At 62.0% G+C, this 15221-nt stretch carries 8 protein-coding genes and 3 rRNA genes; all 11 read right to left on the bottom strand.

Going from position 1 to position 15221, the window contains the following annotated elements; genetic code table 11:
• Positions 1-21 precede the first annotated feature (21 nt).
• The 11 genes from AL755_RS07825 to AL755_RS07775 all read right to left on the bottom strand — a co-directional run bounded on the left by AL755_RS07825 (position 22) and on the right by AL755_RS07775 (position 15206).
• A complete protein-coding gene (locus tag AL755_RS07825) occupies positions 22-828 on the bottom strand; it encodes a TlyA family RNA methyltransferase (protein WP_054010525.1) in 807 nt (268 codons plus the stop codon).
• Positions 825-1040 carry a hypothetical protein gene (locus AL755_RS07820; protein WP_054010524.1) on the bottom strand — a complete coding sequence of 72 codons (216 nt, stop codon included), beginning with the start codon at positions 1038-1040 and terminating at the stop codon, positions 825-827. The genes AL755_RS07825 and AL755_RS07820 overlap by 4 nt, the downstream gene beginning before the upstream one ends.
• Positions 1033-2067 (bottom strand): HAD-IIA family hydrolase, encoded by a 1035-nt coding sequence (locus tag AL755_RS07815; protein WP_054010523.1) that lies wholly within the window; start codon positions 2065-2067, stop codon positions 1033-1035. Before AL755_RS07815 ends, AL755_RS07820 begins: the two co-directional genes overlap by 8 nt.
• 4 nt (positions 2068-2071) lie before the next feature.
• Entirely contained in the window at positions 2072-4177 is a 2106-nt protein-coding gene (locus AL755_RS07810; protein ID WP_054010522.1) for a hypothetical protein, read from the bottom strand.
• A gap of 105 nt (positions 4178-4282) precedes the next feature.
• Positions 4283-4765 (bottom strand): hypothetical protein, encoded by a 483-nt coding sequence (locus AL755_RS07805; protein ID WP_054010521.1) that lies wholly within the window; start codon positions 4763-4765, stop codon positions 4283-4285.
• 96 nt (positions 4766-4861) lie between these two features.
• Entirely contained in the window at positions 4862-5134 is a 273-nt protein-coding gene (locus AL755_RS07800; RefSeq protein WP_054010520.1) for a DUF2277 domain-containing protein, read from the bottom strand.
• Between the two features lie 208 nt (positions 5135-5342).
• A 5S ribosomal RNA gene (rrf, locus tag AL755_RS07795) occupies positions 5343-5459 on the bottom strand.
• A gap of 321 nt (positions 5460-5780) precedes the next feature.
• Positions 5781-8929: ribosomal RNA gene (locus AL755_RS07790) — 23S ribosomal RNA — on the bottom strand.
• 530 nt (positions 8930-9459) lie between these two features.
• Positions 9460-10994 (bottom strand): 16S ribosomal RNA (locus AL755_RS07785).
• Together the 16S, 23S and 5S rRNA genes form the textbook arrangement of a ribosomal RNA operon.
• 556 nt (positions 10995-11550) lie before the next feature.
• Positions 11551-12861 carry a tyrosine--tRNA ligase gene (gene tyrS / locus AL755_RS07780; RefSeq protein WP_054010519.1) on the bottom strand — a complete coding sequence of 437 codons (1311 nt, stop codon included), beginning with the start codon at positions 12859-12861 and terminating at the stop codon, positions 11551-11553.
• A gap of 104 nt (positions 12862-12965) precedes the next feature.
• Positions 12966-15206, bottom strand: a complete 2241-nt coding sequence (locus AL755_RS07775) for a HelD family protein (RefSeq protein WP_054010518.1) — start codon at positions 15204-15206, stop codon at positions 12966-12968.
• Positions 15207-15221 lie beyond the last annotated feature (15 nt).

The raw sequence follows: 15221 nt of genomic DNA, 5'->3' as shown, positions 1-15221 counted from the left end.
TGCTTCCTCAAGTGTTGTCGGTCAGGGCCAGAGCCGTGCCAGCAATTCCTCGACGGCACGGTCCCGTTCCTCGATCTTATGTGCCTGCGCCGACAGTTCCCGGGTGGCCCACAGAAAATACTCCACATTTCCGTCCTGGCCGGGCAGCGTGCTGGTTCCCAAACCGCGCAGCACCAGGCCGTTCTCGACGGCGGAGCTTGCCACCTGCCCCACGGCGCGGCGGCGCTCATTGTCGCTGCCGACGACGCCGGTGCGGGCCAGGCGCTCCTTGCCCACCTCGAACTGGGGCTTGACCATGAGCAACAGGTCCCCGCCCGGGCGTGTTGCCAGGGCCAGGGGTGCCATGACCATGGTCAGCGAGATGAAGGAGAGGTCGCAGACCGTCAGGTCCGCGGGTCCACCAATTTCCGTCGCTTCCATGTAGCGGATGTTGACGCCTTCATGGACGTCGACGCGGGGGTCGTTGCGCAGGGATTCGACGAGTTGGCCGTGGCCCACGTCGACGGCGGCCACGGAGGCTGCCCCGTTGCGCAACAGCACGTCGGTGAAGCCGCCGGTGGAGGCGCCCGCGTCAAAGCAGCGTTTTCCTGCCACCTGGACCTGCGGGAAGAAGGCCAGGGCGCCGGCCAGCTTGTGTCCGGCGCGGGAAACGTAGTCGGGTTCGCCGTCGTCGGACACAGCGATGGGTGACTCCGCCGTTACGGGCAGGGACGCCTTGGCGGCCGGCTTGCCGTCCACGCTGACGCGGCCGGCCTTGATGAGGGAGGCGGCGAGGGTGCGGGAGCGGGCAAGTTGGCGGTTCACCAGTTCCTGGTCGAGCCGGGTCACTGCACGGCTCCCGGGGCCGTGCCGCCCGTCATGACGGCGGCGGGATCGGCGTCGAGCTCGCGTTGGAGGTCCTCGAGCAATTCTGCGTAAAGTCCGTTGTGGGCCGAGGTGGGCAGGGTTGCGGCAGCACCCGCCCGCGCGACGACGGCGTCCACGGCGGGATCGCCCGTGGGGCCGGATCCGGCGGCGTGGCCGGCCGGTTCCTCACGCACGGGAGTCCGCCGCGAGCTGCCCGGCGCGCTGGAAGACAACGCGGGGGGCGGTCACGGTGTCCGAGTCCGGCACGGCCGCCCACCAGGCTGCGCACATGGCGCGCCCGGCGTTGAGGTCGCAGCTGCCGTCGTCGTTGCTGCCGGAAAGTGTCACGGTGATGGTGTTTCCGTCCACGCCGGCCTGCTCCCCGCCACACGTGAAGACGCCGCCGGCCCGGGTCGTTTCCGGGTAAGGCTGGTACAGGCCCTGCAGGTTTTCGATGATGAAGCGCGGGCGCTCCGCCGTGCGGGCCCGGAGTGCGGTGTCGACGGAGTCGACGCCGGTGAGCACCAGCGCCGTGGCCATGCCCGCGTTGTTTCCGCCCAGGATGTCGGTGTCCAGCCGGTCCCCCACCACCAGCGGCGCCGTGGCGCCGAGGCGCTTGGCGGCTGTGTGGAACAGGGGTGCCTCGGGCTTGCCGGCGACGAGCGGATCATGCCCGACGGCGGCGCGAACGGCCGCCACGAGCGTGCCGTTGCCCGGGGCGATCCCGCGGTCCCGCGGGATCGTCATGTCCGTGTTGGTGGCAATCCAGGTGGCCCCGGCGTTGATGGCGTAGGTGGCCTCCGCCAGGTTGGCCCAGCCCAGGTGCGGGTCAAAGCCCTGGATGACGACGTCGGGATCGTCGTGGGCACTGTCGACGGATTTCATGCCGACAAGTTCAATCTCGCGCACCAGGGCCTTGCTGCCAATGACCAGGACCTTGCTGCCAGCGGGAAACTTATCCGCCAGCAGCGCGGCCCCGGCCTGTGCCGAGCTGACCACCTGGTCGTCCTCGGCGGGGGCGCCGAGCTCACGCAGATGGGCGGCAACGTGCGCCGGGGTGCGTGACGCGTTGTTCGTCACGTACCCCAGTGCAACGCCATGGTCCGCCAGGCGTACCAAGGCGTCGATGGCCCCATCGATGGCGTGCGGCCCGGCATAAACCACGCCGTCCAAATCCGCCAGAATTGCATCGAATCCGGACAGCATAGTTTCCCCCGTCAAGGTGTTAGTTCTCCTGCTGACCGTGGTCGGCGTCGTCGTCGTCGCTGTCATCGGCGTCGTCGAAATCGGCCTCGGCGCTGTCCTCGTCGGACTCGGCGTCGTCGGACTCGAAGTAGTCCGAATCGGCGTCGTCCACGTTGGTGTCCTCGTGCTCGTTCACCGGGGCGTTTTCCTCGGCGACGGACGGCGCGGTGGCCGGTTCCATGACGTCGGCAACACGGGGGCGAGTGCGCGGGGCATCCAGCGGGATGTCCTCGTCGTCGCCCAGGTCCACGATGATCGAGTCGGTGCTGTCGTCCAGGCCCAAGGCTTCTTCGGCAACAAGCGCCTGGCGTTCCCAGGTCTTGGCCTCGTCCTTGCGTCCGGCGGCGCGAAGCACCATGCCGTAAGCGCGGAACAGGCGCGGGCTGAAGGAGAACGCCCGGTTGATGTCCAGCTGCGGGATTTCCAGCGCGGACAGGGCGGCGTCGAGCTCGCCCAGGTCGCCACGGGCACCGGACTCGACGATGGCAAGTTCAACCTTGCCGGCCGTGTCAAGGGTGGCGGCGTCCTCGGACTTGATCAGGTCAAGTGCCTTGTCGGGACGGCCCAGTCCGCGCTCACAGTCGGCCATGAGCGGCAGGTGGACGTTGGAGCCGCTGATGCGGCGGTAGGTACGCAGTTCGCGCAGCGCCTCGGCGTAGTTGCCGGCGGCGTAGGCCGTCATGGCCACGGCCTCACGGACACAGGCCAGGCGGCCACCGCGACGGCTTGCCGCCAAGGCGTGCTGGAAAGCAAGCTCGGGGTCGAAGTCGATCAACCGGCCGGCCATGACCAGGTGCTTGGAAACCCACTCGTTGTTGCGTGAATCCAGGATGCGCAGCTGGGCGCGGGTGACCTTGTCCAGTTCCTCGCCCGTGACGTCGCGGTCAATTTCCGGCGAACGGTCGCGGTCGGGGCGGTTTGCGCTGCGCAGGTCCGCAGCGTTCCGGACGGGTGCCTGACGGGGGCCGCGGTCTTCGCGGTCACCCTGCGGGCGGCTGTTGTAGGGGCGGTCTCCACCGGTGCGTGCCGGGCGGTCGTTGTAGCCACCGCGGTTGTCGCGGTCGCCGGCCGGACGTGCCGGACGGTCGCCATAGGGACGGTCTCCACCGGAACGTGCGGGACGGTCGCCATAGGGCTTGCGGTCTTCACGGCGGCCGTTGACCATGGGACGGTCCGCGCCACGCTTTTCGCGGTCGCCGAAGCCGCCACGGTTGTCGCGGTCGCCGGCGGGGCGGGCCGGACGGTCGCCGTAGGGGCGTCCACCCTGGCCGCCGCGGTCATCGCGGTTGCCGTACGGGCGATCGCCGCCGGTACGGGCGGGGCGGTCGTTGTAGCCACCGCGGTTGTCGCGGTCGCCGGCGGGACGTGCCGGACGGTCTCCGTACGGGCGGTCGCCGCCAGTGCGTGCGGGGCGGTCGTTGTAGCCACCGCGGTTGTCGCGGTCACCGGCCGGGCGTGCCGGACGGTCTCCGTACGGGCGATCTCCACCAGTGCGTGCGGGACGGTCGTTGTAGCCACCGCGGTTGTCGCGGTCACCAGCGGGACGTGCCGGACGGTCACCGTACGGGCGATCTCCACCAGTGCGTGCGGGACGGTCGTTGTAACCACCACGGTTGTCGCGGTCACCGGCCGGGCGTGCCGGACGGTCACCGTACGGGCGATCTCCACCAGTGCGTGCGGGACGGTCGTTGTAACCACCACGGTTGTCGCGGTCACCGGCCGGGCGTGCCGGACGGTCACCGTACGGGCGATCTCCACCAGTGCGTGCGGGACGGTCGTTGTAACCACCACGGTTGTCGCGGTCACCGGCCGGGCGTGCCGGACGGTCACCATAGGGGCGTCCACCCTGGCCGCCGCGGTCATCGCGGTTGCCATAGGGGCGGTCGCCACCGGTGCGGGCCGGACGGTCGTTGTAACCACCACGGTTGTCACGGTCGCCAGCGGGACGCGCCGGGCGGTCGCCGCGGTCATCGCGGTTGCCGTAGGGACGGTCGCCGGAGCCACCGCGGTTTTGGCCTCCGTTGAATCCACCGCCGCTGCGTCCGTGTGAATTTCCTTCGCGGTTGCCACCGTAATGCTCAGCCATGCCGACTCCTAAACCTTTGAGCGCACTAACTGGCACAGTAACAGCCGCTCTTCACTATTGATCTTCTACTGCAAAAATCTTGGACCCAATGGTCCACAGTACAGTCTAGTCGAGGCTGAGCGGCCCGCCCATGAATCTGGCGAATCTGGCCACGATAAGTGACCAATCACAATCAAAATCACCCTCACCATGACCGCCGTCACCCTGCTCGAACTCCACCGTCACCCGGCAGGAGTCGGCCGAAACGCCGTCGAAGCGAATTTCGACGTCATGGGCCGCCTGTGCCTCCATCCCCAGGGTCCACTCCAACTTGATCAGCTGGGGTGATTGCCAGTCCACCACATCCGCCCAAACGAGCTCTTCACCGTCCTCGGATTCCTCCACCACATGATCGCGCAGGAACGCCACGTGCGATCCGTCGCCGAAGACGCTCTGGGTGTCGACGGGCCACCACAGGTGTGCACCATCGGTGAAACCGTCGAAGGCGTGCTCCACTGGAACCCCGAGAACTACTGTCTCGGTCAGAGTGGACGTCTGCACAGGGGCAACATAGTCGGGCTCGGGCGCGTGAGAAAAGATATTCGACATTCAGCAAGCCTACGCTCCAGCCGGACGCCGTGTATCGGGAAGTTGCGATTCCTTTGCGGGGCCGGTTCATCGGACTGGCACGAGGGTGGATCTGCCCTACACGGCACCGAACCGGATCTCAGCACGGGCGTGGGCCTTGGCTGCCTCCTCCTCACGGTTGCGGGCCGGCGCATGGGTGACCAACGAGTCAAGCAGGTGCTGGGTGACCTGGGCGATCTGCTCCACGGCCTCCGCAAAGGCCTCCTGGTTGGCCTGCGACGGTTTGGTGCTGCCACTGATCTTGCGTACGTATTGCAGCGCGGCTGCGTCCACTTCGGCCGTAGTGGCGCGGGGTTCAAAGTTATAGAGGGTTCTGATATTCCTGCACATACGCCATGGTAGGCACAGCTCCGTTGTCTTCTCCATCAGCTGTGGCGGGTTCGACGGCGTTTCCGCCGGGTCATATGGATGGCCCCGGTCCCTTAAACAGCAGTGGCCCCGTGTGGGGGCCTGCGTGGTGTGGTGGGTGTGTGTGGGTTGTTAAAGGTGGGGAGGCCCCGCACGGTGTGTGTGCGGGGCCTCTACCCTTTTTGGTGTTGTCCGGCGGTGTCCTACTCTCCCACATCCTCACGAATGCAGTACCATCGGCGCTGTGGGTCTTAGCTTCCGGGTTCGGAATGGGACCGGGCGTTTCCCCCACGCTATGACCACCGTAACTCGTTCCCCAATCCCGGTTCCATTGCTGGTATCCGGGTGGGTGGCTTGTTGGGTGTTCTTGTTGGAACAACAATATTTAGTTTACAGGATCGTTGCTGGTGGTGCCGTGCCCACCGGGGTGGGTTTGGTCACTACCGGGTTTGATCCTGGTGGTGTTTGGTTTCCCGTGTGTACCGAACGTGCCGGCCCCCGTTAGGTTCGGGGGTGGGTTTGTTGGTTGGGAACCACATAGTGAACGTGAGCAGTGTGTTGTATCGGTACCTGGGGTGTGAATAGCTTTTGAAGGTTTATTCGCACTCCGTGGTGGTGATACTTGTGTGTAGTGTAAGTTATCGGCTTATTAGTACCGGTCAGCTTCACGAGTCTTTAGTCCTCGCTTCCACGTCCGGCCTATCAACCCAGTGGTCTAGCTGGGGGCCTCTCACACTTGCGTGTATGGAAATCTCATCTTGAAGCGAGCTTCCCGCTTAGATGCTTTCAGCGGTTATCCCATCCGAACGTAGCTAATCAGCGATGCACTTGGCAGTACAACTGACACACCAGAGGTTCGTCCGTCCCGGTCCTCTCGTACTAAGGACAGCCCTTCTCAAATTTCCTGCGCGCGCAGCGGATAGGGACCGAACTGTCTCACGACGTTCTAAACCCAGCTCGCGTACCGCTTTAATGGGCGAACAGCCCAACCCTTGGGACCTACTCCAGCCCCAGGATGCGACGAGCCGACATCGAGGTGCCAAACCATGCCGTCGATATGGACTCTTGGGCAAGATCAGCCTGTTATCCCCGAGGTACCTTTTATCCGTTGAGCGACGGCCATTCCACAATGTGCCGCCGGATCACTAGTCCCGACTTTCGTCCCTGCTCGAGGTGTCCCTCTCACAGTCAAGCTCCCTTGTGCACTTACACTCGAAACCTGATTGCCAACCAGGCTGAGGGAACCTTTGGGCGCCTCCGTTACTTTTTAGGAGGCAACCGCCCCAGTTAAACTACCCATCAGGCACTGTCCCTGACCCGGATTACGGGCCGAAGTTAGATGTCCAAAGTGACCAGAGTGGTATTTCAACGATGACTCCACCACAACTAGCGTTGCGGTTTCACAGTCTCCCACCTATCCTACACAAGCCACTCCGAACACCAATACCAAACTATAGTAAAGGTCTCGGGGTCTTTCCGTCCTGCTGCGCGTAACGAGCATCTTTACTCGTACTGCAATTTCGCCGAGTTTATGGTTGAGACAGCGGGGAAGTCGTTACTCCATTCGTGCAGGTCGGAACTTACCCGACAAGGAATTTCGCTACCTTAGGATGGTTATAGTTACCACCGCCGTTTACTGGGGCTTAAATTCTCAGCTTCGCTACCGAAGTAGCTAACCGGTCCTCTTAACCTTCCAGCACCGGGCAGGAGTCAGTCCGTATACATCGTCTTGCGACTTCGCACGGACCTGTGTTTTTAGTAAACAGTCGCTTCCCCCTGGTCTCTGCGGCCCACACCCGCTCACGGAACGCTAGGTTCCTTCACGGGGCAGGCCCCCTTCTCCCGAAGTTACGGGGGCATTTTGCCGAGTTCCTTAACCATAATTCTCTCGATCGCCTTAGTATTCTCTACCTGATCACCTGTGTCGGTTTGGGGTACGGGCAGTTGGAACCTCACGTCGATGCTTTTCTAGGCAGCATAGGATCACCGAATTCCCCCATACGGGGGTCCCATCAGATCTCAGAATCGTCATTGAAGACAACGCGACGGATTTGCCTATCGCGTTTCCTACGTCCTTAGACCGGGTCTACCATCGCCCGGCTCGGCTACCTTCCTGCGTCACACCTGTTAATACGTTTACCTCCCTGACTCAGGTCCCACGCTCCCCACACAGCCTGGCCCCGAAGGACACGCACTGGCGGTTTGGGTGGTTAGTATCATCAGTTCAATATGGGCGGTTCTTCACCGGTACGGGAATATCAACCCGTTGTCCATCGACTACGCCTGTCGGCCTCGCCTTAGGTCCCGACTTACCCAGGGCAGATTAGCTTGACCCTGGAACCCTTGATCATTCGGCGGACGGGTTTCTCACCCGTCTTTCGCTACTCATGCCTGCATTCTCACTCGTGTGGGCTCCACCGCTAGTTCACACTGCGGCTTCAATGCCCACACGACGCTCCCCTACCACTCCAAACCCCTGAACCAGGAACGAATCCTTAGCTTGGGTAATGTTTGAAATCCACAACTTCGGCGGTGTACTTGAGCCCCGCTACATTGTCGGCGCGGAATCACTTGACCAGTGAGCTATTACGCACTCTTTTAAGGATGGCTGCTTCTAAGCCAACCTCCTGGTTGTCTAAGCAATCCCACATCCTTTCCCACTTAGCACACGCTTAGGGGCCTTAGTTGGTGGTCTGGGCTGTTTCCCTCTCGACTATGAAGCTTATCCCCCACAGTCTCACTGCTACGCTCTCACTTACCGGCATTCGGAGTTTGGCTGACGTCAGTAACCTTGTAGGGCCCATTAGCCATCCAGTAGCTCTACCTCCGGTAAGAAACACGCAACGCTGCACCTAAATGCATTTCGGGGAGAACCAGCTATCACGAAGTTTGATTGGCCTTTCACCCCTACCCACAGCTCATCCCCTCCATTTTCAACTGAAGTGGGTTCGGTCCTCCACGCGCTCTTACACGCGCTTCAACCTGGCCATGGGTAGATCACTTCGCTTCGGGTCTAGATCACGCCACTGCATCGCCCTATTCAGACTCGCTTTCGCTACGGCTTCCCCACACGGGTTAACCTCGCGACGTAACACTAACTCGCAGGCTCATTCTTCAAAAGGCACGCCATCACCACAACTAGGGTGGCTCTGACGGATTGTAAGCACACGGTTTCAGGTACTATTTCACTCCCCTCCCGGGGTACTTTTCACCTTTCCCTCACGGTACTTGTCCGCTATCGGTCATTAGGTAGTATTTAGGCTTATCAGGTGGTCCTGACAGATTCACACGGGATTTCTCGGGCCCCGTGCTACTTGGGATACTCACCAGGGAGTGCACTGCATTTCGGTTACGGGACTCTCACCCTCTACGGCAGGCCATTCAAAGCCCTTCACCTATACATGCACCATTCCCCTCAACGAACCGGCAGATTCGTAACGGTAAGTCCCACAACCCCGACCATGCAACGCCCGCCGGCTATCACACATGGCACGGTTTAGCCTGTTCCGCGTTCGCTCGCCACTACTAACGGAATCACTATTGTTTTCTCTTCCTGTGGGTACTGAGATGTTTCACTTCCCCACGTTCCCTCCACACACCCTATATATTCAGGTGTGGGTCATCACCTCGCCTTGCGACGGGTAACGGGGTTCCCCCATTCGGACACCCTCGGATCAAAGTTCGGTTATCAACTCCCCGAGGCTTATCGCAGATTCCTACGTCCTTCTTCGGCTCCTAATGCCAAGGCATCCACCGTGTGCCCTTAAAAACTTGACTACACAAAATAGTCAAAAACACACTAAAACTTATATCGAGAGAACCATGAAAATCAACACCACCAACACCCCAAAAGGGTGTCAACAGCATCAGATCCAGGTTCATATATCTCAAAGAAATTGCTTCCTTCTATAAGATGCTCGCGTTCACTATGTAGTTCTCAAACAACAACCCCAACACACACTCCCCAACCACGTCGAACCCGCACCAAAGTGCCTGTCCTTCCCGTGACGGTCGGTTGTGTGTGGGAAACCAGAAACAAACAACTTTCGTTGTTGTTTCAGGACCCAACAGTGTGCCAAACGCTTAACAACCACACATCTTTCAACCCATCACGGTTCTTTCCGCACACCCCACAAGGAAGTGTTGTACTGGAACCAGGCTGCCAGATGCCGATCATCGGCTGTTTTATTGATATTCCACCCTTGAGCAACCCACCGAGAAACAAACGTTCTCGCAGCAGGTCTTTACTCCTCACACCACCAACACGAAACCATGCGGTCTCCGTCGTGGTGTTTGGTGCTCCTTAGAAAGGAGGTGATCCAGCCGCACCTTCCGGTACGGCTACCTTGTTACGACTTAGTCCCAATCGCCAGTCCCACCTTCGACCACTCCCTCCCTTGCGGGTTGGGCCATGGGCTTCGGGTGTTACCAACTTTCGTGACTTGACGGGCGGTGTGTACAAGGCCCGGGAACGTATTCACCGCAGCGTTGCTGATCTGCGATTACTAGCGACTCCGACTTCATGGGGTCGAGTTGCAGACCCCAATCCGAACTGAGACCGGCTTTTTGGGATTAGCTCCACCTCACAGTATCGCAACCCATTGTACCGGCCATTGTAGCATGCGTGAAGCCCAAGACATAAGGGGCATGATGATTTGACGTCGTCCTCACCTTCCTCCGAGTTGACCCCGGCAGTCTCCCATGAGTCCCCACCACTACGTGCTGGCAACATGGAACGAGGGTTGCGCTCGTTGCGGGACTTAACCCAACATCTCACGACACGAGCTGACGACAACCATGCACCACCTGTAAACCGACCACAAGTGGGGCACCTATTTCTAGGTGTTTCCGGTTTATGTCAAGCCTTGGTAAGGTTCTTCGCGTTGCATCGAATTAATCCGCATGCTCCGCCGCTTGTGCGGGCCCCCGTCAATTCCTTTGAGTTTTAGCCTTGCGGCCGTACTCCCCAGGCGGGGCACTTAATGCGTTAGCTACGGCGCGGAAAACGTGGAATGTCCCCCACACCTAGTGCCCAACGTTTACGGCATGGACTACCAGGGTATCTAATCCTGTTCGCTCCCCATGCTTTCGCTCCTCAGCGTCAGTTAATGCCCAGAGACCTGCCTTCGCCATCGGTGTTCCTCCTGATATCTGCGCATTTCACCGCTACACCAGGAATTCCAGTCTCCCCTACATCACTCTAGTCTGCCCGTACCCACCGCAGATCCGGAGTTGAGCCCCGGACTTTCACGGCAGACGCGACAAACCGCCTACGAGCTCTTTACGCCCAATAATTCCGGATAACGCTTGCGCCCTACGTATTACCGCGGCTGCTGGCACGTAGTTAGCCGGCGCTTCTTCTGCAGGTACCCTCAACCAACTAAACACTGGCCTTGTTCCCTACTGAAAGAGGTTTACAACCCGAAGGCCGTCATCCCTCACGCGGCGTCGCTGCATCAGGCTTTCGCCCATTGTGCAATATTCCCCACTGCTGCCTCCCGTAGGAGTCTGGGCCGTGTCTCAGTCCCAGTGTGGCCGGTCACCCTCTCAGGCCGGCTACCCGTCGTCGCCTTGGTGAGCCATTACCTCACCAACAAGCTGATAGGCCGCGAGTCCATCCAAAACCAATAAATCTTTCAACCAACCACCATGCGGTGAAAAGTCAATATCCAGTATTAGACCCAGTTTCCCAGGCTTATCCCAGAGTTAAGGGCAGGTTACTCACGTGTTACTCACCCGTTCGCCACTAATCCCCGACGCAAGCGTCGGTTCATCGTTCGACTTGCATGTGTTAAGCACGCCGCCAGCGTTCATCCTGAGCCAGGATCAAACTCTCCGTTAATAACTAAACAGACACACAACAACACACCGGAAAAAGATGATGAAGTCATGCACTAAATTCGAAACCAGCTAAACGGCCAGTCATCACCACAGGGGCGGCAACAACCAACCAAATAACCAATTCAATACAATAAATTGGTATCAATAAAACTTGGCACACTATTGAGTTCTCAAACAACAACTGCATCCGAGTAATTCCTAAATGTTTTTCTCACTTAGTTTTCGTCGCTGCGATATTCATACTTTATTTCATTGGAATTCACTTTGTCCAATCCGCACCGTGTGTGGCTGGTCACTTCATGAATTCCACAAACCCGTATTTTCAATCAAATTGAATTCAAATCGAAGAGTCGATTGTATTCATTTTAGTTTGTTTGGATTTGGCTTCTTGCGAGGTGGTGGGCGCTTCCCCGCAAGCGGAGTGGCCCAGCGTTGCGCAAGCAACAGATAGAACAATACACAGATGCCCGCCCCCAAGGCAAATCGGGGACGGGCATCTATGTCACGGTGCGGGCGTGGGCCCGGTGGTTTCGGCAAGCCCAACCACCACCAGGGGATCAGCCGGCCAGTTCCACCATGGACAAGGTACGCTTTCCGCGGCGCACCAGCAGGTACTTGCCGTGCAGCGCCTCGGTGCCGCCAAGGACGGCGTCGGGGTCGGTGACCTTGACGTTGTTGACGTAGGCCCCGCCCTCCCCCACCGTGCGGCGGGCGGCCGAATTGCTGGCGGACAGGCCCGAGGCGACCAACAGCTCCACAATGGTGATGCCGGCGGCCGGTGCGGCTGCGCGCGGCAATTCGCGGGTGGCCGATTCCAGCGTCTCAATATCCAGTTCAGCGAGGTCGCCCTGGCCAAACAGTGCCGCCGAAGCCGCGATGACCTTCAAGGTGGTGTCCACGCCGTGCACCAGGGAGGTGACCTGGAAGGCGAGAGTCCGCTGGCCTTCACGGGCCTGCGGCTTCTCGGCCACGGCCTGGGCAATCGCGGCGATTTCCTCGCTGCCAAGGAAGGTAAACACCTTGAGGCGGTCCACCACGTCGGCGTCGGCCGTGTTGAGCCAGAACTGGTACATGTCGAACGGGCTGCACATGGCGGCGTCGAGCCAGATCGCGTTGCCCTCGCTCTTGCCGAACTTGGTGCCGTCGGAGTTGGTGATCAGCGGGGTGCCCAGCGCGTGGACGGAGGCGCCCTCGACCTTGCGGATCAGCTCTGTGCCGCTGGTCAGGTTCCCCCACTGGTCGGAGCCGCCCTGCTGGAGCACGCAACCGTACTGGCGGTACAGCTCCAGGTAGTCCAGGCCCTGCAGGATCTGGTAGCTGAACTCGGCGTAGCTGATGCCCTCGTCCGAATTCAGGCGGGAGGCAACAATATCCTTCTTGATCATGGTGCCGACCCGGAAGTACTTGCCAATGTCGCGCAGGAAGTCGATGGCGCTCATGGGCGCGGTCCAGTCAAGGTTGTTGACCATGCGGGCGGCGTTGTCCCCTTCAAAGGACAGGAAGCGCTGCACCTGGCCCTGCAGGTAGCCAACCCACTCCGCAACCGTCTCCTTGGAGTTCATGGTGCGTTCCGCCGTCGGACGGGGGTCCCCCACCAGGCCGGTGGAGCCGCCCACCAGGCCCAGCGGCTTGTGGCCGGCCAGCTGCATGCGGCGCATGGTCAGCAGTTGGACCAGGTTGCCCAGGTGCAGGCTGGGGGCGGTGGGGTCAAAACCGCAGTAATACGTGATCGGCTCACCGGCGAGCAGCTCCTCGAGGGCTGCCTCGTCGGTGGAGACCTGGACCAGGCCCCGCCACTTGAGCTCCTGCCAAACATTGGCGAAGCTGGGATCGTTCTGGGGGGCGCTGAGTTCAGTTTGCAAAGACACGCTCCAAAATTACCAGCACGACGCCGATTCTTCCGCCTTGTGTCCGGCCCGGGGCCCGCCGTGGTGCTGCCGGCGTGCCCCGAGCCAGGTTCTTACACCTTTGCCTACGCTTCGATTCCCGCCGGCAGCGGCTCCGAGGCGATCAGGCGGAGGCGCTGCGTGGGCCGGGTCATGGCGACGTAGAGGTCGCCCACCCGCCCGCCGGCGCCGGCCAACAGGGCCGCGGGCTCCACGATGACAACGCCGTCGAACTCGAGCCCCTTGGACTCGTGCGGGTCGATCACCACGATGTTCTGCTCCACGGACCCGGCGCCGTGGCCCACCCTGGCGCCAAAGACGGCACGGAGGGCGGCCGCCGTTTCGGCCACGAGGGACGGCGGGGCAATTACCGCCACCAGGCCGCCAGACACCGCGGCGGACTCCTCCGCCATGACCTCCACCACCCGGGAGACCAGGCCGCCCGGGGCGACCCTGTCCACGATGGGCGCCCATTCGCCGTCGCGCACGGCCTTGGGGGCCGAAACCACCTGGCCGGCGGCGTTCGCCATGCGCACGGCGGCCTCGGCGATCTGTGTGGGCGTGCGGTAGTTGACGGTCAGTTCCTCCAACGCCCACCGCTCCCCCATGAACGGCGTCAGCGCCTGCCGCCAGGATGTGGCCCCTGCCGCGGAACTGGTCTGGGCGATGTCGCCCACGATCGTGAAGGACTTCACGGGGCAGCGGCGCACCAAGAGCCGCCACTGCATGGGCGAGAGTTCCTGCGCCTCATCGACCACCACGTGGCCGTATGCCCAGGTCCTGTCGGTCAGTGCCCGCTCCGCGTTGGTGAGGGATTCCTCCTCGATGACGTTGTAGTCGGCCAGCTGTTCGGCCGTGAGAATGCCGTCGACCCCGGAGTCCTCCAACTGCTGGTTCATGTTGGAGATGGCTTTTTCGGCATTGGCGAGGTCACGCTTGCGCTGGGCGTCCTCGGTGGCCTGGGCCCGGCCGCCGCTTGCGTCGAGCTCGCCGAGGAGTTCGGCGGCCTCGTCCAGCAGCGGGACATCGGATTCGGTCCAGGGCGAGTTGGCCGGGCGCAGCAGCAGGGCGCGTTCGGCGTCGCTGAGGTGGGGGGCCACCGCGGCAAGGATCTCGGGCTTGCTGAACAGGTCGCGCAGCAGTTTTTGCGGGCTCATGGGCATCCAGCACAGGTTGAGCATGACCCGCACGTCGCGGGAGCCGCGCACGTCCTCGGCCAGGTACGACCTGTCGGCGGTGTTGCCGGCGCCCGTCGATTCGATGTGCTCGCGCAGCTGGTCCGTCAGCTCCCGGAGCAGGGTCTTGACGAACGTCAGGCGGGCCTCGTTGTGGGGTTTGCCCGTGGCCCGGGCCTTGTCCCTGGCGCGGCGCACCTGGCGGGAGGTGAGCACCAGGCGGGTGCCCTCGACGTCGAGCCGGGCATCGCCGCGGGGCAGCCGCTGACGGTTGGCGACGGCGTTCGCGACGACCTGCGCCATATCCAGGCGGCCCTTGATCCGGGCGACCTCGGGAGCCTCGACGGCGGTGGCGGTGACGCCGGGCAGCAGGTGGCCCAGGCTGGCCATGACGACGCCGGTCTCGCCCAGAGAGGGCAGCACGCGCTCGATGTACTTCATGAACGCGCTGGAGGGGCCCACGAGCAGGACGCCGGCGGACTGCAGCCGTTCGCGGTGCGTGTAGAGCAGGTAGGCGGCGCGGTGCAGGGCCACGGCGGTCTTTCCCGTGCCGGGACCGCCCTGCACCACCAGGGCTCCGCTCAGGGGGGACCGGATGATCCTGTCCTGTTCGGCCTGGATGGTGCCCACGATGTCGCTCATGCGGCCGGTGCGCTTGGAATTCAGGGCCGCCAGCAACGCCCCTTCACCCTGCAGGTGTTCGCCTTCCACGAGCATGGTGTGGTCCAGGACGTCGTCCTCGATGGCCTTGACGGCGCGCCCCTGCAAAATCAGGTGCCGGCGGCGGCGCACGCCCAGCCGCTCGAAGGCGGTGGACTGGTAGAACGTGCCGGCTTCCGGGGCGCGCCAATCCACCATGAGCTGGCGCAGGTCCTCCGTAGACAGGCCGATGCGGCCAATGTAGCGCTCTTCCCCGGAGTCCAGGTCCAGCCGGCCAAAGACGAGCTTGTCGTCGACGGCGTTCAGCTGGGCCAGGCGGTTTTCATACAGCGAGGCAAAGGCGTCGCGTTCGGAGCGGTTTTGGTGCGTGCCCATGGACTTGGTGCGCCGCACCTCCCCCAGCTGCTCGATCTTCTCGGCACGGAGTTCATCCAGGCGGGCATACAAGCCATCAACATAGGAACGTTCGTGGGCCAATTCGGCGTCATACATGCAAGGCTCCTTGTA

The organism is Arthrobacter sp. ERGS1:01 (assembly GCF_001281315.1).
Lineage (GTDB): Bacteria > Actinomycetota > Actinomycetes > Actinomycetales > Micrococcaceae > Specibacter.
This window is presented reverse-complemented; position numbering and strand designations above follow the sequence as displayed.